23 protein-coding genes are annotated in these 21,506 nt (G+C 47.8%); 3 read left to right on the top strand and 20 right to left on the bottom strand.

All coding sequences use genetic code 11. The features are described 5' to 3' along the window. Positions 1–523: 523 nt before the first annotated feature. Both SPB21_RS04260 and SPB21_RS04255 read left to right on the top strand, forming a co-directional pair. Positions 524–1,930 (top strand): type III PLP-dependent enzyme domain-containing protein, encoded by a 1,407-nt coding sequence (locus SPB21_RS04260; protein WP_163699068.1) that lies wholly within the window; start codon positions 524–526, stop codon positions 1,928–1,930. A 58-nt stretch (positions 1,931–1,988) separates the two neighbouring features. Then, positions 1,989–3,275 carry a carboxylate--amine ligase gene (locus SPB21_RS04255; protein ID WP_163699070.1) on the top strand — a complete coding sequence of 429 codons (1,287 nt, stop codon included), beginning with the start codon at positions 1,989–1,991 and terminating at the stop codon, positions 3,273–3,275. A gap of 202 nt (positions 3,276–3,477) precedes the next feature. On the opposite strand, the gene SPB21_RS04250 is transcribed toward SPB21_RS04255, so the two are convergent. From SPB21_RS04250 to pcrA, 6 genes are all read right to left on the bottom strand, one after another. Then, entirely contained in the window at positions 3,478–4,467 is a 990-nt protein-coding gene (locus tag SPB21_RS04250) for a glycosyltransferase family 2 protein (protein WP_499865670.1), read from the bottom strand. A 221-nt stretch (positions 4,468–4,688) separates the two neighbouring features. Beyond that, positions 4,689–6,365, bottom strand: coding sequence for an alkaline phosphatase family protein (locus SPB21_RS04245; protein ID WP_499865668.1), 1,677 nt, complete (start codon positions 6,363–6,365; stop codon positions 4,689–4,691). Positions 6,366–7,118: 753 nt separating this feature from the next. Further along, positions 7,119–7,397 (bottom strand): GIY-YIG nuclease family protein, encoded by a 279-nt coding sequence (locus SPB21_RS04240; protein ID WP_163670741.1) that lies wholly within the window; start codon positions 7,395–7,397, stop codon positions 7,119–7,121. A 2-nt stretch (positions 7,398–7,399) separates the two neighbouring features. Next, positions 7,400–7,732 carry a hypothetical protein gene (locus SPB21_RS04235; RefSeq protein WP_163670743.1) on the bottom strand — a complete coding sequence of 111 codons (333 nt, stop codon included), beginning with the start codon at positions 7,730–7,732 and terminating at the stop codon, positions 7,400–7,402. 39 nt (positions 7,733–7,771) lie between these two features. Continuing rightward, positions 7,772–8,425 (bottom strand): hypothetical protein, encoded by a 654-nt coding sequence (locus tag SPB21_RS04230; protein WP_163670746.1) that lies wholly within the window; start codon positions 8,423–8,425, stop codon positions 7,772–7,774. Positions 8,426–8,622: 197 nt separating this feature from the next. Next, entirely contained in the window at positions 8,623–10,983 is a 2,361-nt protein-coding gene (gene pcrA, locus SPB21_RS04225) for a DNA helicase PcrA (RefSeq protein ID WP_163670748.1), read from the bottom strand. Between the two features lie 95 nt (positions 10,984–11,078). Here pcrA and SPB21_RS04220 point away from each other — a divergent pair, with 95 nt between their 5' ends. Continuing rightward, entirely contained in the window at positions 11,079–11,894 is an 816-nt protein-coding gene (locus SPB21_RS04220) for an NAD-dependent epimerase/dehydratase family protein (protein ID WP_163671865.1), read from the top strand. Positions 11,895–11,920: 26 nt separating this feature from the next. Here the strand turns inward: SPB21_RS04220 and SPB21_RS04215 are convergent, their stop codons facing one another. The 14 genes from SPB21_RS04215 to SPB21_RS04150 all read right to left on the bottom strand — a co-directional run bounded on the left by SPB21_RS04215 (position 11,921) and on the right by SPB21_RS04150 (position 21,502). Continuing rightward, entirely contained in the window at positions 11,921–12,430 is a 510-nt protein-coding gene (locus SPB21_RS04215) for a hypothetical protein (RefSeq protein ID WP_499865666.1), read from the bottom strand. 175 nt (positions 12,431–12,605) lie between these two features. Then, positions 12,606–12,962, bottom strand: coding sequence for a hypothetical protein (locus SPB21_RS04210; protein ID WP_499865664.1), 357 nt, complete (start codon positions 12,960–12,962; stop codon positions 12,606–12,608). 3 nt (positions 12,963–12,965) lie between these two features. Then, complete coding sequence (locus tag SPB21_RS04205) at positions 12,966–13,589, bottom strand: hypothetical protein (RefSeq protein WP_499865663.1); 624 nt, start codon at positions 13,587–13,589, stop codon at positions 12,966–12,968. A gap of 42 nt (positions 13,590–13,631) precedes the next feature. Further along, positions 13,632–15,980 carry a TipJ family phage tail tip protein gene (gene gpJ, locus SPB21_RS04200; RefSeq protein ID WP_499865661.1) on the bottom strand — a complete coding sequence of 783 codons (2,349 nt, stop codon included), beginning with the start codon at positions 15,978–15,980 and terminating at the stop codon, positions 13,632–13,634. Positions 15,981–15,995: 15 nt separating this feature from the next. Next, the gene (locus SPB21_RS04195; protein WP_499865659.1) at positions 15,996–17,531 is read right to left on the bottom strand and encodes a terminase large subunit domain-containing protein; all 1,536 of its coding nucleotides are present in this window, start codon (positions 17,529–17,531) and stop codon (positions 15,996–15,998) included. Then, positions 17,503–18,084: a terminase small subunit gene (locus tag SPB21_RS04190; RefSeq protein WP_499057523.1), complete on the bottom strand. Its 582-nt coding sequence runs from the start codon at positions 18,082–18,084 to the stop codon at positions 17,503–17,505. Before SPB21_RS04190 ends, SPB21_RS04195 begins: the two co-directional genes overlap by 29 nt. Positions 18,085–18,116: 32 nt before the next feature. Next, positions 18,117–18,536, bottom strand: a complete 420-nt coding sequence (locus tag SPB21_RS04185) for a hypothetical protein (RefSeq protein WP_499865657.1) — start codon at positions 18,534–18,536, stop codon at positions 18,117–18,119. Further along, positions 18,533–18,964 carry a hypothetical protein gene (locus SPB21_RS04180; protein WP_499865655.1) on the bottom strand — a complete coding sequence of 144 codons (432 nt, stop codon included), beginning with the start codon at positions 18,962–18,964 and terminating at the stop codon, positions 18,533–18,535. Before SPB21_RS04180 ends, SPB21_RS04185 begins: the two co-directional genes overlap by 4 nt. Continuing rightward, a complete protein-coding gene (locus SPB21_RS04175; protein WP_499865654.1) occupies positions 18,964–19,206 on the bottom strand; it encodes a hypothetical protein in 243 nt (80 codons plus the stop codon). The genes SPB21_RS04180 and SPB21_RS04175 overlap by 1 nt, the downstream gene beginning before the upstream one ends. Then, the gene (locus tag SPB21_RS04170) at positions 19,206–19,922 is read right to left on the bottom strand and encodes a hypothetical protein (protein WP_499865652.1); all 717 of its coding nucleotides are present in this window, start codon (positions 19,920–19,922) and stop codon (positions 19,206–19,208) included. The genes SPB21_RS04175 and SPB21_RS04170 overlap by 1 nt, the downstream gene beginning before the upstream one ends. Positions 19,923–19,925: 3 nt before the next feature. Continuing rightward, positions 19,926–20,327: a hypothetical protein gene (locus tag SPB21_RS04165; protein ID WP_499865650.1), complete on the bottom strand. Its 402-nt coding sequence runs from the start codon at positions 20,325–20,327 to the stop codon at positions 19,926–19,928. Beyond that, positions 20,320–20,700 (bottom strand): hypothetical protein, encoded by a 381-nt coding sequence (locus tag SPB21_RS04160; RefSeq protein ID WP_499865649.1) that lies wholly within the window; start codon positions 20,698–20,700, stop codon positions 20,320–20,322. Before SPB21_RS04160 ends, SPB21_RS04165 begins: the two co-directional genes overlap by 8 nt. After that, entirely contained in the window at positions 20,700–21,101 is a 402-nt protein-coding gene (locus SPB21_RS04155) for a hypothetical protein (protein WP_499057512.1), read from the bottom strand. The genes SPB21_RS04160 and SPB21_RS04155 overlap by 1 nt, the downstream gene beginning before the upstream one ends. Beyond that, positions 21,101–21,502 (bottom strand): hypothetical protein, encoded by a 402-nt coding sequence (locus tag SPB21_RS04150; protein WP_499865648.1) that lies wholly within the window; start codon positions 21,500–21,502, stop codon positions 21,101–21,103. Before SPB21_RS04150 ends, SPB21_RS04155 begins: the two co-directional genes overlap by 1 nt. Between the last annotated feature and the right edge of the window lie 4 nt (positions 21,503–21,506).

The following is a 21,506-nucleotide window of genomic DNA, read 5'->3' as shown; positions in this document are numbered from 1 at the left end:
ACTTAAATATCTGATCCAGCTATTTAGTGAAAAACTTGAAAACATGGCAATAAAATACTATAAGCGATTAATAATAAGATAAAAGCACCGAATACCCGTAAAATTTCGTTGTATGGGTTTACAAACAGTAGGTTCAACTAGGTTCAACAAGCTTGGCAACAACATGAACCCCACATAGGAGAACACAGATAATATTGAAAGGCTACGCAACAGTATGGAAAGAGCAGCATATCAAAGTAATCTCTTGTCTAGTTACCTGAATATCCTCCAAAGTTGTTCAGCCTTGAGGACAATACTAAACAGGCAAATACACAGAAATTGTTTCGACAGTTGGAAGCATTTTCCAGGCAAAATTGCGAACTTTATGCTTGTTTTCAGCGATCGGACTCGATATGCGTCACTCTCTAATGTTTTCTTGACGTAGATGTTTATCGTATTAAGAAACCATGGATCTAGGGGACTTTTATTCTTTGATCAAGTCATACATGAATAAGAATTAAGAATTGGGGAATTGCAAGTAATTATGCCAAAGACTCAAGCAAAACGGCTCGTGCGCAGTATTGGTGCCCAAGCATTGCAAAAGCGAGTGGGCATGCGTCAGGATTTATCTCCCCAGCTCTGGAATATGTCCTATGAAAATAGTGCGCTTACGCTACATGGCGTCAATCTTCAAACTCTTCTGGAGCAATATGGTAGTCCCCTTCATGTATTGAACACACAGAAGCTAGCGCAGAATGCCCATGCCATGATGTACGGGCATCAAAAGCAGCAGATTCTCAATGTTTACTATTCCTATAAAACTCATCCTATTCCCCGCATACTTCAACTCCTGCATAGTTATGGCGTAGGTGCCGAGGTTATTTCTCCTTATGAACTATGGTTAGCGTTACACCTTGGTGTAGACCCTCAAAAGATCATCTACAATGGCCCTGCCAAATCAGACAAGTCCATCGAGATAGCCATTGACCGAGGTATTCGCTTACTTAACGTTAATCATCGCGAAGAGCTAGAGCGTTTTGCTAAAATTTCTCGGCAAGTTGGCAAAAAGGCCAATATTGCAATTCGATTGATATTCGCCAAGGGCTGGAGTGGCCAGTTTGGTCTTGGTGTAGATACTGGCGAGGCGTTAGCAACTTACCGTCAGGCCCTCAGTATGCCTGAGCTTAATGTTATTGGTGTGCACTGCCATCGAGGTGTTCTCTTTGATGGTCTGGATGATGTGGCAGGATACTTGCAAGGTATTAAAGATTTTTTGAATACTTTGTATCAGGAATTTGATTTTCACCCAGAGATTTTGGATGTTGGTGGGAGTATTGCTATTCCAACGGTACGTTCATTTTCAGACTTTGATAAAAAGCTAAGTGAGACCTTCCGTATTGAAGTAAGAGAGCCGACACCACAGGATTATCCTACGCTAGAAGACTTTGCTGAGTTTATTTCTAAGGATCTCACAGGGTATTTTCAAGACGTTAGTCGTCCTATACCGGAGCTGGCTGTTGAACCAGGAAGGGCGATTACGGGGAATACCCAAGCACTACTATCGCGTATTGTTGATACTAAAGAAACGTCCGAAGCATTTACCTATGGAATTTTGGATGCAGGCATTAGTGTTGCTGAGATTGTAAAGTATGAGTTTCATCAGGTTCTTCCTCTACAGCAGAAAGCTCAGAATCCGGAAAAGCTTTATCGCTTAGTGGGTCCTATTTGTCATATGGGAGATACACTCTATCCTGCTTGGCGACTACCTGAACTAGCTAAAGGTGATGCCATTTCCATTATGGATTCTGGGGCTTATTTTGTGCCTGAAGCGCGAGCTTTTTCGTTTCCTAAGCCCGGCATTGTCGGATTAAATAGCAGTGGTGAATCTTTTATGATCCGCAAGTCTGACACTTTCGAAAGCATTATCCATATGGACTGTTTGGCTGACTAGGCCACATGTTTGAAAATTTGTTTTAGAAGAATCTCCTAATTATTTAAGATCTCGTCCTATGGTAGCTATTAGCTCATCTACCCAAGCTCCAATTATGATGACTATGGGAGATTATGGGGGAACCCTCGCAGTTGTGAGGTCCTATGGGAAGCACAATCAGCCTACATTACTGGCTGATCCTAAGACTTCTACACTCACCCATAAATCTCGCTATCTTTCAAAGGCCCTCAAATCCCCACCAGTAGAAGATTTTGAGAGTTTTGTTAACTGGCTAATAGAGTATGGCAAACAAAATCCTGGCGCGTTTCTCTACCCGTCAAGTGATGATATGACATGGTTGATCTCTCGGTATCGTGATCAGTTAAGCGACTATTACAAGCTCTACAGCCCTGATGTTAAAACCATTTATGCGCTGCTGAATAAACCAGAGCTACATGCGATCGCAGAAAAGCTAGGGATTCCTGTTCCCTCTACAGTTGCGCCCACATCCGTAGAAGACCTTAAGGCGCAGGCTCACAAGCTTAGGTATCCAGTATTGATCAAACCTAGAACCCAAATTGGCATGTTGCGACGCCAAAAGGGTCAGGTCTGTGAAACGCCAGAAAAATTACTGGAAATTTACCCAGACTACCAACAAAAATTTTATTACCATCCTCTTCTCATTGACTTTGACCCAGAGGTCAATTGGCCCATGGTGCAAGAATTTCATGCAACCGCCGGTCAAAATACCTACAGCGTCGCTGGTTTTGTTGATGAAAGCCAAGAGATATTCCTAACCCGTGCATCGGCTAAAGTTTTACAATTTCCTATTCGTGTAGGCGTAGGACTCTGTTTTGAAAGCCGTCCTCTGAATCCTAAGGCCATAGACCATCTCAAAGCTATCTGTAGAGAAGTTGGCTATTACGGCGTATTTGAAGCCGAGTTTATTGTGCATGGCAACCAGCTATTGTTAATGGACTTTAATCCAAGATTCTATGGGCAAATGGCCTTTGAATTAGAGCGTAAGTTACCATTAGATCAACTAGTTTTAGCCTATGCCAACAATGATTCTGAATATGGCAAAGTCATTCAAAAACAAGATCAGACATGGGACCATCACAAAGTTTATCGTTTTAGTAATCGATGGCGCTTGTGGTTGATTTTGACAACTCAAGCTGTTGTGGGGCGTTTTTCTTGGGCCGAGCGTCGTAAGTGGCTAATCTGGGCCGGTCACACAGACACTGGCTGCGATCCGGTCTACACAGATGATGATCCGAATCCTCGTCGTGCTGATATCCTATCGGTGGTCAAAAGCTGGATCAAGCATCCTCGTAGTACATTTAAGACTTTTTTTGCAGATCTTTGATGGCCATGATTGTTTCCAGTCGCTACTAGTAGGCGCTAAGTTAACAGTATGAACTACTTGGAATCACCTAACTGATATTGCTCATCACATGCCTAGCAAGAGCTTATGCTGCCGTTGTTAGGCATTAAACTTCATCCATATAACAAGTTGAACCGCGTAGTCACCTGAGGCAGAAGACTGCGTATTTTAACATGACTAGAGCTTAGCTAAACTTCTTGTATACTTTAGTCTTAAAAAAGATAGCACCAAAGTGTCTAGAGAGTGACTTTGGCACTTCTGATAGTAGGGTTTGATAAAATAAAGGATATTTCAGAGATTCTAACCCAGCTCTGAAGAGTTTTCCTCGCTTGAGAAAAGCAACGACCTTATAATAGTCTTTTAGTTTTTTCGTCTCTTTAAGCTTTAGATTTAACGCATCAACCAGCTCTGTATTTTGCTTTAGATAACTAGCTTCATCTTTGAAAAAACGCCTGACCGCTGCACATTCTTCATTTAGTCTTTCAACTTTGTTGGTGCTGGTCGTTAATGCACCATCCCTAGACCGATAGTAATAGTAGGGTTCTGGCAACAGCAGAAATTTTGCACCTCTCACCAAGCAGTCTAAGTCTAACCAAAAGTCCTGTGAAACTTTGATCTCTGGCTTATAGGTGATATTGTTCTCAACGAGCAACTGCCTGCGAAAAAGTGGCTTGCTGAATCCTAGCTCTAGACCTTGTCTGCCCTCAATATCAGAGAGGACAAACGACACAGGATTAATAGCGAGAACATCAACAATAGATGGATCATGATACTTAATCATTGTTGTTCGAGGTTCTGTTTCTCCATCTTCAATGATGTAAAAATCATCCGCCACCATATCTGCTTGATTTTCCTTCGCAAAGGTTAAAAGTCGCTCCAATCGCTCAGGTGCATACCAATCATCAGAATCTAAAACCGCAACCCAATCTCCAGTTGCTTCTTGCAGAGCCCGATTTCGCGCAGCCCCTGCCCCTCCATTTTGTTTTTGACAAACTAACTTTAACCGATCATCCTGTATTCCTTTAAGAACCTGGACAGTTCCATCTGTAGAAGCATCGTCAACAACTATGATCTCAAAATCCTCAAACGTTTGAGACAAAACTGAGTCAATCGCTCGCTTAATATAGGTTTCAGTGTTATATGCAGGAACTATAACTGATACTTCTGGCTTCATAATAGTAGTGTGAACTTATCTAAGTGTGTCTGCTCCCAATAGAAAAAGTGACTGGTGGCCAGTAACCTGACCACCGGGTAGATTAGGATTCTAAAAATACTTTAGTTTCTACACAGGTAACCTACCTGTCTATGTCACGATTATCTCCTTAGCTGTCGTCACTAAAAAACATTGGTCAGAACGATGAAATAGAAACTTGGGGTTGCGATCGCAGCCTATATTCACACTACAGTGGTAATTGCTTTAGAACGGGAAGAAGCAAACAAGGATTTACCATCAAAGTGCTCTGGAATGGGTGCACCCAAGGATGATAGGAACGTAGGCGCTAGATCGACAACGTGACCATTTTGCAACGTTTCACCAGCTGGAATTGCGGCACCCTTAGCCACAAAGAAACCACGAGAACGATGACCACCAGGACGATTAAATGTCACTGGGCCAATCCGTCCTAGAGTAGGGCTATCGACCACATCGGTTGGTAACTCGTGCCAAACAACCACCAAGTCTGCATCGGGTAGAGTTGGATTATCGTCCAACGGATCCTGACGGGTGCGTAAGACTTTTTTCACCAATGGCTGGCCCGTACGACCATCAGTCAGCTCATACAGCATGGCTATAATATCTTCACATAGTGCATCGTACTCATCAGGAGTGACCTTGCCATCTCCCTCTCGTCCCTGCAAATTAATGCGAATGTGACCATCCGCAAAGGCAGGCAGCGCAAAGGCTTTCATGTCTGGCCATAGGGGAGAAAAGGCCATGCCAGGCATCCATCCTAAGTGAGGCTGAGTAGACTGTAGCAATCGTGGTGATGCCAATCCATCCTGGGTTTCACTTAACCACTTCTTAGGTGTCCAAGTATTAATCAATCGCTTGATCGGATTAGGCTCATTAATCTTGCGCCAAACCTCATCTGGCCAGGAGCGACGAATGGGTCGCTTAATGGGTGGAGGTGGTGTGGTACCTAGCTTACCGGGAGCCAGCCCCACCTTACCTGGGAAGTTAAACCGATACATGACTTCTCCTAGGAAAAACATGCTTAACAAATCTGTGAGGTTGGCCCCTATCCCGTGGACAGAGTAGCAAAATACCGTTGCATCCTCTGGAGCGGCAGCTAGGATTTCACCAATAGCCCAGTCAACCTTCTTATAGATGGTCAACAGTGGGTCAGTTTTGCCACGGCGATAGGTGTGCAATGGATGATCCGGTTGGCTTTGATCGTACAGGTCATGGCCAGCGGAGTGGGTATCACCAAAAGTGGTCAAGAATAAATCCCAAGAGTCTCGCTGGAGCAGATCTTTACAGACATCTACTCGCTTCTCAATACTTTCCTGAAGAGCCGTTTGAATCCAATTTACGTAGGTAGGGTCCCACCAGCGACCGTTATCGTTATGCAATACCGGATTACGACCATGCTTTTCGACAATGTCAGAAAACAGTTCTTGGGGTTGAGAATGGCTTTGAACAAAGGGAAAGTGGCCGCCCCAACCCAGGATTTGTGCACCTTTAACTTGGTCACACAGGGCTGAAACTGGAATATCAAATGCTGCGACTCGATAGTCATCGCCTAGCGCATAAAAAGGAGAAAAGTTTTTATAGTCATAGCCACTCTCGACTTCGTCACACACGACGCTGTAGCTTTCTGGAGAATATTCTATAGTGTCCCAGAAGCCTGTTTTATTGGGATAACAACCCGTGGAAAAAACCACCCAAGATGGTTCTGTAGAGGAAAATTCTGCCTCGCCGCTAACATAGGGAACCGTATTTGCTAGCCGACCATAGGTGCCTTCTTTTCTCAGTCGGGCAAGGTTAGGTAGCAGCCCTTGATCCATCCAGGGCTCCAGTAGGGTAGGATCCGCTGCGTCTAAACCAATACCAATAACGGGTGTCTTTGTCATAAGATTAGTCGGGACAGATAATAGAGCTAGGATACAAATACTAGATGCGCTAAACAGAGAAACTGTTTGCCATCCAGGGTGTTATTAATCAATAAAAAACACTAGGGACTGATTCCTAAAGTTAGGCTGAAGAAATCAGCAGATATACGGAGTTTTTGGAATCTAGGGGGTCTTATGTCTGGGTCCTCAATAACAATATTGCCTAACAGACATACTCGATTTTGGAAACAGATGGTGACAAAATCATTTCCTGATGTGGAATAGTTGTAATGTTTTAGACGAATGGATCGACGATGATGTTTGTCTAGATTGTATTTGGTGGGCATCACATGGCAATGGATAGGTAATCCAGAATTCCCCCATAATCATCCCTAAAGACCGAAATCCTGTAGGGGCAATGCCTCGTGCTTGCCCGTCGATCGCCTGCGCTAGGTACCGATGGTGCGATCATATTTGCCGTCCACCATGGTCGGATAATCAAAGGGTTGAACAATGGCATAGGTTATCCAGGGTACCCACAAGGGGATACCCCTAACCACTCCAGGGTCTCTGTCATTATTCCTCGTCTATTTGGGATACTGCTCACGGCTGTGGATTCTGAACTTGCAATTGAATTGATTATCAAATTCTGCACAGATTACGATTTGCTGAAGCGACGGCTTGGAGTAAGCTGCAAATCGATCCGAAGAGCGGTAAACCGATGCGAGGACGAAAAAAATTGGATTTGCCTCTAAGCAATCTCCATGTAGTCGCCTATACAACTGGAGGAGTCTTTTGATTCAGTTTTGGTTGATAGAAACGGATTGCAAGATTTTCAGCACGGTTAAGCAACCAACATGGCAGCTCTATCCATTGGATAAATCCGCTAACTCCACATTCAGCAATAATTTCATGTAATTTATGGTGTCCTTTATTCCAGCGTTTATGGATATTTTGGGCTTGTCCTACATAAAGCACTTCGCCCGTAGCACTTAAAACCTTATAAACACCACTCACCTCAGGAAGTAGATTGAGTTGAGTAATAGGTAGCATCTCTACAGCTCTTCAATATGGATATCGTTATTCAGCTGAGCCTCAAGCTGAATTCGTTTCCAATCCATTTCAATATCTTTGTCACTGAGACCAGACAAACGTCCTACTCTTAATAAAGAACGTTTCAGCATAGCTTCTGATTTATTCAATTCGTCTAAGGAAATATCCGAACTATCCTGAAGCAATAGTTTTAACTGCTCAAGAATTTCTAACCATTGAGCTTTATAGCGTAAATCCCGTCCATGGGTTAAATCGTGACGCTCTTTCCTCAGTTCCTTAGTGCTTGAGGTATTAGTTAATTTATAAACCTGCTGTTTGATAGCTTGCATTTTCATAAGGCTTTCTATGTAGTGATTGCCCTTACTCAGATCTAACTATCTCTTTGCATAGCGTATCGCAGATTTAACCAACTTGAGGATCTCAGATTTTTCTAAATCCAGTAAATCCGCACCTAGAGCAATTGCTTTATTTGAAGAACGAGTGCCATAAATAGCATTAACCTGCTTAGTTACAGAGTCGGAAACGCCTTCACGTTTCAGGATTTCTTTGACAAGCTCTCTCTGAACTCGATAGGTGTCATTCCAGGTTTGGAGGGTTCGTTGACTATTTTCTAGATGGCCAATCTCTTTAATTTTCTCTGACCAAGAATCAAGCATTTGGGACAATGCTGATGCAGTGCCAACACCCAACCGCTGCATTAACCCTTTGAGGATATTACCTTTGCGTTGACTATCCTGAATAACTTTTACATGTTCGTCACGATAAACTTTTAGAATTTTTTCTGCAGACCCTGTCGTTGCCTGCTTTTGCTGCCATGCAGAGACATATCCCTGTTCTGAGCGAATATTATCAAGGACTTCGTCATAATTGGTCACATTATGGCGGTAATGGTTAAAGAGTTCTCGACCATCAGCATCAACATAATCGATAGGACGACCATCGTTTCCGGTTATCCTATAAAGCTCCTCCGGTTGAGTGAGCTTGATTTTATCTCGAATTTGAAAGTCCTTCTCTTTGTCAGATGCCATGGCTGAAAACTGATAGAGTCTTTTGCTGCCCTTGCTTCTAGCACAAGTGCCTCTATAAGGATTCACAGTGATACCCGTAAAATCAGATTAGTTCTACATCAAAACAACAAAAATAAATTTGCAGCTCACTTCTTCAAACAAGTTTTAATAATGATTGAGCGAAATAGCAAAAGAGTAGGATAGGCATGACCATCCTACTAATCGACTCGCGTCAATGTTGCTGCTCTTGGATCAATAATTTTTTTACCTAAGCCAGGAAACTTAATTGCTAGACAAATCTTATTGCCAGCACCAAAAATGTGAGTGATGGTGCCTTCGCCAAAGGCACCGTGTATGACCTTTTCACCCACACCCCAATCATCCTCATGGGTTCCCGGCTTTTGCACTTTGGGTTCAGGATTTCTCAACTTTGCTGTACGCTTAGGTGTCAACTCTAATCGAGGTAGCGCCGTCGCCGTATTGGCCAGGATGTAATCCTCCGGCAGTTCGCCTAAAAACATTGAAGGTGTGGCAATCTCTCGCATATTCCCGTACAAACGCCGTTCCCGCGCATAGGTCAGAAACAATCTCTCCTGAGCGCGGGTAATACCCACATAACAGAGGCGTCGCTCCTCTTCGATGGCGGCGGCATCATCCAATGATCGGAAGCTCGGGAACAACCCCTGTTCCATCCCCACCACAAACACCACTGGAAACTCTAATCCCTTCGATGAGTGCAACGTCATCAGGGAAACTGCATTGCTCTGCTTATCATCGTCCATATCTGAACTCAGCGCAGCACTGGCCAAAAATGTCAGCAATGTGGCATCTTCGTTCTCTTCTTCAAACTGGATGACGGCGTTATATAACTCATTAACGTTCTGGATGCGATCTAGATCTTCATCAGTGCCCTTATCTCTCAAAGCCCGAATATAGCCAGAGTCTTCGATCACCTCCTGCACTAATTCTGAAGCAGGCACGGTTTCTACCCGTTGCTGCCAGCCCTGGATCATAGTGGCAAAGCGGTTAACTGACTTACTGGCACGACCGGCTAAGGTTTTTACGGATGTGTCATCCGACAGAATTTCCCACAGGGGCATCCCTAACTCACCAGAGGCCTTTTCCAGATTCTCCATGGTGGTTTTACCAATGCCACGTCGGGGTGTGTTGATCGCCCGCTTGAGACTTACCGTATCGGCTGGATTGGCAATGAGTCGTAGATAGGCGAGGACGTCCTTAATCTCACGACGATCATAGAACTTAAGGCCACCCACCACTTTGTGGGGCACACTGTAGCGGGTGAGCACCTCCTCAAAAGAACGAGACTGGGCGTTGGTGCGATACAGAATCGAAAAGTCTCCCCACTTTAGCTCAGGATTCTTGTCTATGGAAATGCGAATCTGGCTCACAACATAGTCCGCTTCGGCTCGTTCATCGTCGGCTTTATAGCAGAAGATAGATTCCCCTGTGCCCCTGGTGGCTCGAAGAACTTTATCGATGCGCTCGGTGTTGTTTTCAATTAGATGGTTAGCGACTTCGAGAATGTTCGAGGTGGAGCGATAGTTCTCTTCTAGCTTCACCATGGTACGGGTATCGTCATCCGATAGCCCATCACCAAAGTCGCTCTGGAAATTCATCAGAATGGTGAAGTCGGCAGCACGGAAAGAATAAATAGACTGATCGGCATCACCAACGACAAATACAGATCGCTGATTCCAGTCTTCAAAGACTTTTGTGGTGGGGGCATTATTGGTGGCAAGTAGCCGCAACAGATCGTACTGGGTGCGGTTGGTGTCCTGATATTCGTCCACCAGCATATGGCGAAAGCGGCGGTGCCAGTAGCCCAACACTTGCTCGTTCTGCTGAAACAGCAAGACCGGAATGCGGATCAGATCATCAAAGTCGAGGGCGTTGTTTTGGGCCAGTCCCTTTTGGTAATGGCGATACACATCAGCGATGACGCGCCCTTTAAAGTTGGGGTTCTCCTTCTCGTACTCGTCAGGATCGAGACCCTGGTTTTTGGCATTGCTGACGGCGTATCGGACAGAGCGGGGATTAAACTTGCGGTCGTCCAGGTTGAGGGTACTGACGACGATATTTTTGACCAGGCTCTGGGCATCGGATTCGTCAAAAATTGTAAACGCTTTGGTCCAGCGATGACCGGCACGGCTTTGGTATTTTTCGATATCAAAGCGCAAGATACGGGAACAGAGGGCGTGGAAGGTGCCGATCCACAGGTCTTTAATAAAAGTTTTGTAGACGTAGGAGCGCAGCTGGGTTTGCTCGTAATCGGGCAGCAGGTGTAGGGGCTGACCGTGGCGACCAAGAGCTTCCTGCTCGGCAAACAGCTTTTCGATGCGCTCTTTCATTTCCTTGGCGGCCTTATTGGTAAAGGTCACCGCCAGGATATTTTCGGGGTCCACACGGTGGTTGAGGATCAGGTTGGCAATGCGGTAGGTGAGGGCACGGGTTTTGCCAGAACCGGCCCCGGCGACCACAAGCAAGGGTCCACAGAAATGTTCGACGGCCTGACGTTGAGCGGCGTTGAGCTGACTGAGGAAATCGGCTGGTGTGGTCATTGTGGCAGTGGGTTAGGGGAACGGCGGCCGGGTGATGCGCTGAATCAGTATTCTAATGTAACGGATCTAGTGTGGATGGGAGCGGTTGTATGGTCATAAATGCAACGATTATTGGCTGTGGCTATGTGGGTAAGGAGGTGGCTCGACTGTGGCAGCAGCAGGGCCTGAGGGTAACGGTGACGACGACCAGCCCAGAGCGTGTCGAAGAGTTACAAACTGTGGCGGATCGCGTACGGGTGTTCAGGGGAACGGAGCCAGAGGCGGTGCAGGATTGTTTAGTGGATCAGCAGGTGGTGCTGGTATGCGTGGGGTCAAAGCGCGGGGCGAACTACAAAGAGACGTACCTGGGAACGGCAAAGACCCTGGCGGAGGTGCTACCGAATACGCAGGTGCAGCATCTTATATATACAAGTACGTACTCTGTGTACGGTCAGCATCAGGGGGCAACGGTCACTGAAGCGACGACCGTAAAGCCTGCAACAGCTAATGGTGAGGTGATTGCGGAGACGGAACAGACATTGCTGGGCTTAGGGGGGGTAAAAGTATGTGTGTTACGGCTGGGAGGAATCTATGGACCGGGCCGGACATTGGAGAGGATTTATAGTCGGGCAGCGGGTCAGACGCGACCGGGCACGGGCGGTGAGTGGGCAAATTGGATTCATCGGGATGACATTGTGGGGGCGATTGATTTTGTGCGATCGCACGCCCTCTCAGGCATCTATAACGTAGTGCAGGATGAGATTCCAACGGTTAAGGAATTGATTAATGAGGTGTGCGATCGCTACAATTTAGCCCCAGTGCACTGGGATCCATCGCAGCCTAGTGCAAGAGCTTACAATGCAAAGGTTTCGAATGCAAAGATTAAGGCGGCAGGATACCAGTTCGTACATCCGCAATTTTTTGATTCGTAGGGGCACTGTAACGTTGCAGCACATGCCTATTGCACATTCACATTAATCACCGACCCATCCTGCGGCCCCAAAATCACCTCCAGCGGTCTCTGATCCGCATGGGCTTTAACGGCTTGACGGTAGACCTTATAGCTAGTGGGTAGAGTTTTCTGCTGTCCGGGTTGATCCACCGTCAATGTATAGTCAACGGATTTGATCAGCTCAGGTGATTCGGGCTGCTCGTTTTCGCCCTGGCGAGCTTCAACATCATCCACGGTAGGTTTGGGGGGAAGTTCGGGCCACCAGAGACCTTCGTTATCTGGACCGGTAACGGCCAGGCCAGGTCGAACACCATTTTGGTTTTCTAAGGAAGTGGAGGCGAACTTTTCGAGCCGGGTGTCGTTGGGGCGATCGCGACCGTCGGCGCGGTTGTAGCGTACTTGCCAGGTATAGGTAACGGTGGCATTAGCACTATAATTGGTGGTGGCAAAGTTGGTTGTAACAGGTTCACAGGCTGCGATCGCAATGCACAAAGCAGCTAGGGTGATAGGTCTCATTATTGGTCGCTCAATTTTTGATTTCAGGATAGCCGTTTATGCCTAATTTTTATACTTTAGGTAGGGGTGCTTCAGAGAAGGTCACCCACCCCCACCGCATTATCCGGGGCTAGGGTCAGGGGGATGGCGCATGATGTGGCCAGCGCCAGGATCGGCGCCACATCCAGTCTGAAGGTCATTCGCTTACAAAAGTTTCCTCAAACGTAGCGGAGAATTCATGAAAGGCAACTCCCGACCTCGCTCCTAGGAATCTGAGTCGCCAATTTTTGCAAAAGTAAAGCCGCCGCCCGTCAGGGGTTTCATCTGGCGAAAATCCGAATGGTCTCATTCGGCGTTCTTGCAAAAACTGGTGCAGTTCCAGCCCATTTCTAATATTGCCAGAGACAGCCCATCGACTACGAGATCTCTGTAACTGATTCCGCCTGCCACGAGAGACCATCGCATTTTCAGCCGCTTCGATCTCGATTGGGCGCATTGCAAACGATGAGCGATCGCCGGGTCTGCCAATGTATGGAATATCAGGGTAAGGCACTGATTACTTAACAACCCCCCTCAGCCGAACATCTGTTGACCCTGACGCTGTTGACGCCGCAAACCTCACGGACTGATACCGCGCTACATTTAACTCCAGCCATGCCGACGCGCCACCTGCCAACGTTCGTGGGTCACCAGCCGGAAATCCGATCGCACTCGACGCAATCACGGGGTTCAACACATTCCCAGTCTGCCGTCCTGCATTTGTGTCGTAGTCTGCTGCACTCTGAGCAAATGGATTAAAAAAACCGCCCAGGGCAGAGTGATAACGAGCAGAGCACACAAATGTATTGAGCGCTGTGGCTCCAGTATTCTCAATCTGGATGCCCATCGTTCTCGAATTCGAGACATCCACAATGACAATCTCAGTTGGTGAGGCTCCGACGCTCACCACCCCTGAATCAAACTCAGTCGTTCGGGATTCGCGTAGTAGTGCCTTTAGAATTGAGATCGCGCTAGCATCAACTGTCTCATCGGCTGCTGCAATATCTCCGACTACACCCAGTGCATCACTGTAGAACTTCTGGCCCACAATCTGCACGACACCATCAAGCCCGAGATCTTCGCCGCGAATTTTTAGCGCGGTTTCGTTGCCGTCCAGGACGTCGTAATCAAAGTTGGCCATAGTGTGAGATCGGTGGAACTATTGTTAGTTTAGCTTGAGCCACTAGAATGCGATCGCACTCGCCCTTCTCGAATAATTCAACACCAAATTAGCTTGGGGCGGCTCTCTGACAACCACGGCTCTGGATAAGAGTGATAGCACAGTCGAAGGAACTTCGATTTCAGCTTCGTAGTATGCGCCTTCTGCCCAGTTAGAAAATTTACCTGTAGAGAGTAAGCTAGCAACGCGCACCTGATAGATCGGATCGTACAATACGCCCTGAAAATCGTAGGAAACACCTTGAGTTGTCGCTTGGCTTTGCCATTGACCAAACTGCCCACGCTTGTATTCCAGAATGTAGCCTGACACAAAGGCCGCATCGGCAGGCGGCTGCCAACTAACTTGCAGCACATAGCTGCCAGAGTCTAGGGCCAGCAAGACAACATTGATATTAAATGGCGGTGATGCCACAGCCGGGGCTATATCCCCAGGAATCTCCTGTGGTGAGATTGGAATACCTTGCTCTATTCGCGCCTCTTTATCGGGCAAATAGATAGAGCCGAATACCTCAATCGTCGATAGATCACCTTCTTCTGAATTAATCGTCAAACACCGCCATACACGACCCGGAACCGTTGTGATTGCCCAGCTCGCACCCGGCACCGGAGCCGCACTAAATGCCATTGTTACAACCAGCTGGTTAGTTGAGCCAGCATTGTTGGCCAGCAGCCTACGCTCAACTTCGCCTGAGGGCACGATCACCTCTACATGGACTGCACCACCTGGGATTGTGACGGTACGGTCTAGGTCTAGCTGTGTTGTGGTTGCACTGCGCAGAAGCCCTGCTGCAATACCGCTGCTATACCGGTTGTCGTAGACCGTGAATAGCTTCCCTGGACGGAGCGCCGCCGCTTTACCTCTGGCTTGGAAATTTATCGTGTCCGTTTCATAGAAATTAGTAACCAGTTCATAAAGTCCCGCCCTGACCGCCTGCGACCTGGAGTAACATCCATAGGCCGTAAATTTGGTTTCGCGATACCCAAGAACCTCGAATGCTTCCTCTAACTCAACCGGCTCTACCGTGGGCTTGAACTGGTCATCCGGGTCATGCCAAGTGACCAGGGCCACCGAATACTGAGAATTCAAGTGAGTTGATGGATAGGTGAACTTACCATCAACTACATCAGCATTGGTAAATTGAAACTTTGACGTACCTGGCCGGTCTTGCCAGAACCGCATCTTCTCACCATCAAAATACCGATGCGCGTTGCAGTTGCTCAGCACGTCATCAATGTGTTTAAACCCTTGGGCTTCGGTTTGGATTAGGGTAGACAGCCGGAATCTACGCTCCAGATAGCCCAACCCAGAGTTGATTTTTTGGTTGTTATAAGCGCTGATCTCTGCGAGATCCATTAGGTCAACGTCATTGATCGAATAATCACTGCCATAGCCATACATCGGGTCTGTCAACAGAAACAGAGCAATCCATGCTGGGTCGGATGTTGGCTGCGGTGAAGGTACTAGGCGTCCATTCCATGGAATGGGCTGTCCGTTTCCGCCCAATATTGGATCAAGCCCACCCGCTAGTGGGTTCAACGAATCTGTCAGCCCCGCAACCGCTACACGCATATTGCTCGGAATCAAAATTCTTCCAATCATTCCGCCGATACGGTAGCTACGCCTCGGCGCACTGTTAAATTGCTCTGCCCCAAATTGCATCGCCACGACATGTAGATTTGGGTACGTTGGCGATGTCGTGATTATTTCTTGGTAGCTTTGCCATCGCAATTGACGAAGCTCAGTTTGGTCTCCTTCATCAATGTCAGGACTCGCTTTGACCATCCGTATTGAAAAGTCACGGACACCGATCGTTACGGGGATGAATGCCTCAAATTCTCTAATCTGCGGGAAGCGATCGTTGATCGTCCGGTCATAGCGCAGCACAAATGGGCCAATACCTTGTTGTACAAAAATCTGAACGCGAACCGCGTTGCCCTTTACGTCGCCGTCATCTTCTCTGCGCTCTAGTGCAACGCCAAAACGAACAATAACGGCATCAATCTGATCGTTGGAAAATGTTCGCGTAACAAACTGCGAGTTTTTTACCTCAACGCCAACACCTGTCTCGCTAGACTGATACGTGCCGAAACCTTGCAAAGGAGCTTCGACATTACGACCTGCCCTTTGCTGAAACAGCAGGTCTGAAAAATTTCGGCTACCGTCTAAATTTTCAAGTGGCGTTCCATCTAGGAATACATCCCGAATCGTTCGCACGCCTCGGCACGGCCCTGCACTCAGAATCTCAACGACCTGAGCATAAGAATCAGACGGGTTCCCCGCATCCTGAGTTTTGGGCTTTCGTTGTTTTCTGCCGCCGCCCCCACGACCGCTTATTAAATGCTGATCAACCATCGAGAGCCCCCACAATTAAATCGCATTCAACCAATCCGCCGCATTAAACTCGGTCACTTTCTGAGACAAGAATGAAAATGCAGCAGAGGATGCATCGGCTACATCGGTTACACCGGGCACAGAAGATCCATTAAACTGTGCCAGCCAGCCCACGTATTGGTCTGTCCAGGCGCGACGCAAGAAATAAACTTGTCCTTGAGACAATGCGGTAGCGAATGGCAAGAATCGCTGTAATTTATCACCGGTTGGTTTGTCGGCGCTATAGCTAAAACCAGCTAGCCGATCTCGCATCGTTTGTGACCATTTTAGGCCAGCGCTACCGCCCTCTAGCTCGGTCGAGACATAAACTTCAGCCCCATCCATTTTTGCAGTATGAACAATAAGGTCGTCCCCCGCAATTGGGTCTAAGCGATCGCACAACACATCCAGCACTATGTAGATGCCATCGCAGGCCAGCATTTTCACTCCAGCCGTATAGTAGGAGGTTGTTTTCGTGGTGGCCGCCAAGTCCCAGGCGCGGACAATGATGGGTTTGGCCTTAGGCGTAAGAATCTCGCTAATGTCGTCAATAAAGTGAGGCCATTGGCGGTTAAAGACATTGCCAGTCTGAAATCTGATCTTCCAGTTGCCGCCTTCTAATCGGGCTCGCTCGACGGGATGCAATGCTTGCAGGTTGGCGCGATAGTCGGGGTCAATCTGAGTGAGGATGGGGTTATCACTCAACTTTGACGGGATAAATGTGAATGACTTAGGCAGTGCATTGGGATATTTCTGGGTTAGTTCAGCTGGTGTATCTGCCCAGATTACCTCGTCGTTAATCGTGATGAAATGCCGCACGGCTCCCGATCTCTCTTCTATAGCAAAGCCATCATCGTCAATCCACCAATCGATAAAGGATGCCAACCAAGAATCTGGGTCTGGGTTGCAGGTGAATCGCATATAAGGCTTGACGCCACAGGTCGAACGATTTCGGGAGAGAAGGTAGAAAGTAGTGGCGCGATCGAAGTGAGTCGCCTCATCAATGATAAACAACGGCACCTGCGAACCCTGCCATCGGTAAGCATCCTTCATGCCGTGCTGCATGTGCGAAAATTTGACTGTGGCCCCAGAAGGAAATTTCCAAGTCAAATCATTCTCGCGGGCTTTGCCCCCAAGCGGCATGTAGATTTTGCGCGAGGTCTCCCACAGCCCACCGGGGGCTGTTATTTCGGGGTAGGTTTTACGGAGGATGACGGCGGCAAATTCGGGGTTGTCGATGTGGTAAAGCGGCTCTAAGAGTGCCGAATACGATTTACCACCACCCGCTCCGCCTCCCGTTAGGGCTAAGTCAACATGGCAACGTGCAAACTTATCTTGCTTCCCTTTCTGTGGCGTGATGGTGCCAGCGGGTAAATCTATGCGCTCTGTTGTTCCTTTGTGGGGTAGTGCGATCGTCGAAAACTCAGAAGTGAGGAATCGATAATTGTCAGCGTCGTGTATTTCAAGCCTAGACGATACATCTTGCGGATTATGTTTGATCGGCTTAAGTACCGGAATTGGGACTGGATTCATACTTTTCAACTGTCCATCCTACAGAGTTGTTCTCGTCGGGTATTAATGCCAGCCCATAGCGCTTAAGCGTTGCCCGAGCTTTATTGAAATCATCTCGAATCCCAAAGAAATCAGCCAGTAATCCTAATGCCTGCATTTTGTTGTGCATTTTCAGGCTCTTTTTAATGGTCGTTCCTGACTCGGTAATAGACTCGTTGAAAGTTACAGATTCAATTGCCGCTGTTACATCAGGGGGCAATTCTTCAGAGTTACTAAGTGTTAGTTCAGAGTTATTGAATTTAAGGGTGCTCGTAATGTCGGCGTAGGCAACTCTGGCAATCTCTTCAAGGGTACGCTCTAGCGTGGCAACTGAGCGTGATTCAACTTGGCTGCGGAGATTTGCAAGATAGGCTTGAACGCTACCATTTGCTACCAGCCTTGCTGCGTGGTTCTTTGCGCCTTTTTTAGCATAGCCAGCTCGAATATATGCCGCTGCTCCGTTAAAGTCTTTAAGATATTCACGACAGAATAATTCTTGTTTATCGGTTAATCCTGTTTTGGGGTTTCTTGCCACTTACCAAAAGAGATACATTGCATCCATGTTAACTAGCCAGTAAATATCGACATCACAGGCGGCGCTGCATCATCCGGATCAATGCCCTGCTCTAATAGCAAGTCTCTTAGCTCATCATCAGCGCTATAGCCTGGAGGAATCTCAAACCCATCCGCCAGCCATCTTAAGTCTAGAGCCGCCTGTTCTCGCAGGAACGACTTAATCTGCACGCGGTTACCCGTAAAGCGAATGCCGCCGTCTGCTCGTTCTAGAGTTTGGTTGTCGTAGTTTTGTCGTTCAACTAACGCGGCTACATAGTGCAGCCGGTAGCGCACATCATCACCGCGCCGTGCGGCTGTATCGTCTAGTTTTGCTAAAATCTCAGACTCACGATCTGTGTTGTTGGTTTGGGTGAGGCTCTGAACTCGCTCTAGGGCTGCTGAGAGATCGGAATAGCGATCGCTGATACTCATACGCCACCCCTCGGTACGGCAAAGACAAAATTATCAGAACCCAAGCTGTTGGGTGGGGCATTCAAAGTAATAGCCCCACCATTAGTAGCTTCAGATACGCCCGTTTGATAAGCAATCAAATCAGAGTCCGTATCGTCGTCACCTTCAATGAACAACGCAAACGCTCCTACTGTTTGGGCGTCTGCCACGGCTGTAATTGTTGTGTCGACAAAACGCAGCTCTAGCCGGTCCTCGCTGTCGTTATAGATCACGCTGGCTGATACATCGGGCCGGTCGTAGCCCGTGAGTTCATTGAAGGCGATGTCGCTAACGAATTGATGAGTGGCATCGTAGGTATAGCTCGATAGCAAAATTGCTTTTAGGCTAGGGCTGTTCCAAGCGGCCCCTCCCGAAAATAATGCAATTAATCCTTGCTTAAAAAAGAGCATCAGACTTTCAGTGGCAGTACGATATCTCGATCTCGTGAGCAGTGCGTATTCCAGTTCACCCCAGCACTCAAATCTTGGGGCACATCGACCGTGAGAGAAAGGGGGCGATCGCAGGCGGCAAGCGTAACGCCGCCCCACAACCCACCCCGAATCACGACAACGGAGGTTTTAACCTCAGACGCTTCAATAATGCAATCAAAGCAATACAGAAAGCGGCCATCGGTTAGGCAATCAATCTCCACTAGGGCGCGTAGGTGTATGCGGACGAGACAGTGAACGAATCGCCCTGGAATACAAGGTCAAACGATGCTCGCCGCACTTCGTTCTGGTTCCCTGGCTCCTGGTAGTTTTGGATAAGGCCAGCACCCTCTCTGCGCCCACCATCGGGCAAGGTCAGCGTGGCATAAACTTCACGTCCGTAAAAACCACCACCCTTTAGAGCTACGTTCTGCACCAGCTCAAAGAAGGCGCGGTTGTTGGGGCGGATAATAAAGGAACAGTTCAAGGTCTTTGATGCCCGAATCAATGCCACTTCCGTACCGCTACCTGACTTTGTATCCGTGGTATCGACTGATGTGTCAGACGTAGAAAGGTCAAACGACTGCAAGCCTTCCATCGGCAAGATTCCATCGACAAAGGTTGCAGTAGCACCAACCGGCACGTCTGCTTTTAGCGGGAAAATAGTTGCCGCTACTGGGGTGTCTTCGGTCAGTGTTACATCCTGATCTAAGACTATTTGTACCCGACTATTGTTGGCGGTATCTTCAAACGAGAACGAGGCCCCGGCATTCAGCGTTTGGGTGTCACCAGTCTCTGCAGCAATATCAATCGTAGTAGCACCAGATGTCGCCGCAGAAGCTGTTAGGGTGATCGTTGGCGGAGTACGGCTGCCGATGGGCAACAGCACCAGATCAAGAGATGCATTTTGCAGAATAATTGAGCCGACTGCTCTGGCCATTGTTTAACTCCTTGTCAGAAAGTAAGGGGAATATAGAGAGAAGACGATCTGCTCATACACATCGTCTGATGATGGAGAATGAATGGGCTGACGAAACTGATTAAAGGTCGTCTCAATACGGTTGGCGGCTTCAACTAAATTCACCGACTGCCGATCGTAGTTGACGAGCGTGACGCGGGTGTAAGCATTTTTATGAGCCCCACCAGAGACACGATCGCTACTGCCCATAAGAAAGCGATCGATGCCACAGAATAAGCCCGTCACTGAATTACGTCGTACATCTTCAGGGGGTTCTACGGTAAAAGCGGGTTCACCATCCGAGAACTGGCCCAGTAAATCACCGATCTCATCGCGTAGTTGAGTCGCTAAGGGAATCAGGATTTCATCTGTCGCAATACTAGCCATGGCGCACCTCCTGAGAGTTCAAGAGTTTACCGGTATCTACTTTGTCGCGCAGCCCAGGGGGAATGTATTGACCATTCCGGCGTTGAGTACCACGCGGGTGATACCACCGACGATCGCGCAAGTTGTTTTGCATTTGTCCCGCAACATCTTCTACAAACTCTTGGAAAGCTTGATGAATAGCGCTATCAGAAATTTCAGAGACAACGATTTTTGGCGGCTTAAGTTCATCGACAGTGGTGGCCATCCACGGCGCAGGCGGGATGCTGCCACCGGACTTTAGCTGAGCCCCATTATGGACGATGGGTGCATGCTCAGCGTGATAACCAATCGCGCTGGATGCTTTGGTTAGCTTGGGCGGATTCCAATCCAACATTAGCCACCTCCAACTGAATAAAAGTAGCCAGAGATCGGAGACCCCAATGCCTTGGTCACTGCAACAAATCGGCTTGGGACAATCTGCGCCGCCTCAAACTCGCCATTGAACTCCAATTCAGTTGCCAGTTCCTTAAGAACAGCACGAATCCGTTTCCCCAACGGAAAGTTGTCCGGCTGAAATTTAGGACTCACAAAATAGCCGTCTACTCGAACACGAGATACATCCGGGCCAATCTGCTCACTGAGCTTAGCCATTTCCTCAGTTGGTCTGACAGACGCTTTAATGATTTGTTGCTCTGATGGTACGGCAGGACGAGCCACGCCAAACGCATCCGTCTCAGTTGCACCGGGCACTGAGTAATAAAGAAACAAATTCTCACGCCGTCGCCAAACTGACATTAAGCACGCCCCTCCTGAACTTCAGAGATGCGCTGGTTGATTGCATTGCGGAGCGTCACACGCTTATCGCGGTTGGCCCAAGCTTGCAACAGTTCAACATCATGCTCAACGTCAACAATCTTCTCGGCTTCATCCACCGTTAGATCATCTAATGCCCCCAGTCGAGCCAGTCTGTCAGCTTCGCTCTTGGCTTCCGGCTTGGCCTCAACTTCGCCGCCACCCTTCACCCATTCAATCGCGCCCCATTCTTCATAGCGTGACAGACTGGGATGAGCCTTGATGGTTTCGACTTGGCTTTCGCTTAGGTCGTAGTTAATGCCAGGGTGGACAGGAACGCCATCAAGATAGCGAACTCCCTGAGAGGCTGGTTGTGTCTTTCGCGGATTGTACTTAAGCAACATTTAG

This window comes from Leptothoe sp. ISB3NOV94-8A (assembly GCF_043421595.1).
In the GTDB taxonomy this organism is placed as follows: Bacteria; Cyanobacteriota; Cyanobacteriia; order Phormidesmidales; family Phormidesmidaceae; genus Leptothoe; species Leptothoe turfae.
This window is presented reverse-complemented; position numbering and strand designations above follow the sequence as displayed.

Bases quoted from the DNA above. Each gene is read 5' to 3' on its own strand.
- SPB21_RS04230 (WP_163670746.1), bottom strand. From the start codon at position 8,425: ATGGCATCTGACAAAGAGAAGGACTTTCAAATTCGAGATAAAATCAAG.
- SPB21_RS04255 (WP_163699070.1), top strand. From the start codon at position 1,989: ATGGTAGCTATTAGCTCATCTACCCAAGCTCCAATTATGATGACTATG.
- SPB21_RS04170 (WP_499865652.1), bottom strand. From the start codon at position 19,922: ATGGCCAGAGCAGTCGGCTCAATTATTCTGCAAAATGCATCTCTTGAT.
- SPB21_RS04150 (WP_499865648.1), bottom strand. From the start codon at position 21,502: ATGTTGCTTAAGTACAATCCGCGAAAGACACAACCAGCCTCTCAGGGA.
- SPB21_RS04245 (WP_499865668.1), bottom strand. From the start codon at position 6,365: ATGACAAAGACACCCGTTATTGGTATTGGTTTAGACGCAGCGGATCCT.
- SPB21_RS04250 (WP_499865670.1), bottom strand. From the start codon at position 4,467: ATGAAGCCAGAAGTATCAGTTATAGTTCCTGCATATAACACTGAAACC.
- SPB21_RS04260 (WP_163699068.1), top strand. From the start codon at position 524: ATGCCAAAGACTCAAGCAAAACGGCTCGTGCGCAGTATTGGTGCCCAA.
- pcrA (WP_163670748.1), bottom strand. From the start codon at position 10,983: ATGACCACACCAGCCGATTTCCTCAGTCAGCTCAACGCCGCTCAACGT.
- SPB21_RS04165 (WP_499865650.1), bottom strand. From the start codon at position 20,327: ATGGCTAGTATTGCGACAGATGAAATCCTGATTCCCTTAGCGACTCAA.
- gpJ (WP_499865661.1), bottom strand. From the start codon at position 15,980: ATGGTTGATCAGCATTTAATAAGCGGTCGTGGGGGCGGCGGCAGAAAA.
- SPB21_RS04195 (WP_499865659.1), bottom strand. From the start codon at position 17,531: ATGAATCCAGTCCCAATTCCGGTACTTAAGCCGATCAAACATAATCCG.
- SPB21_RS04205 (WP_499865663.1), bottom strand. From the start codon at position 13,589: ATGGCCAACTTTGATTACGACGTCCTGGACGGCAACGAAACCGCGCTA.
- SPB21_RS04185 (WP_499865657.1), bottom strand. From the start codon at position 18,536: ATGAGTATCAGCGATCGCTATTCCGATCTCTCAGCAGCCCTAGAGCGA.
- SPB21_RS04160 (WP_499865649.1), bottom strand. From the start codon at position 20,700: ATGTTGGATTGGAATCCGCCCAAGCTAACCAAAGCATCCAGCGCGATT.
- SPB21_RS04155 (WP_499057512.1), bottom strand. From the start codon at position 21,101: ATGTCAGTTTGGCGACGGCGTGAGAATTTGTTTCTTTATTACTCAGTG.
- SPB21_RS04180 (WP_499865655.1), bottom strand. From the start codon at position 18,964: ATGCTCTTTTTTAAGCAAGGATTAATTGCATTATTTTCGGGAGGGGCC.
- SPB21_RS04240 (WP_163670741.1), bottom strand. From the start codon at position 7,397: ATGCTACCTATTACTCAACTCAATCTACTTCCTGAGGTGAGTGGTGTT.
- SPB21_RS04235 (WP_163670743.1), bottom strand. From the start codon at position 7,732: ATGAAAATGCAAGCTATCAAACAGCAGGTTTATAAATTAACTAATACC.
- SPB21_RS04215 (WP_499865666.1), bottom strand. From the start codon at position 12,430: ATGAGACCTATCACCCTAGCTGCTTTGTGCATTGCGATCGCAGCCTGT.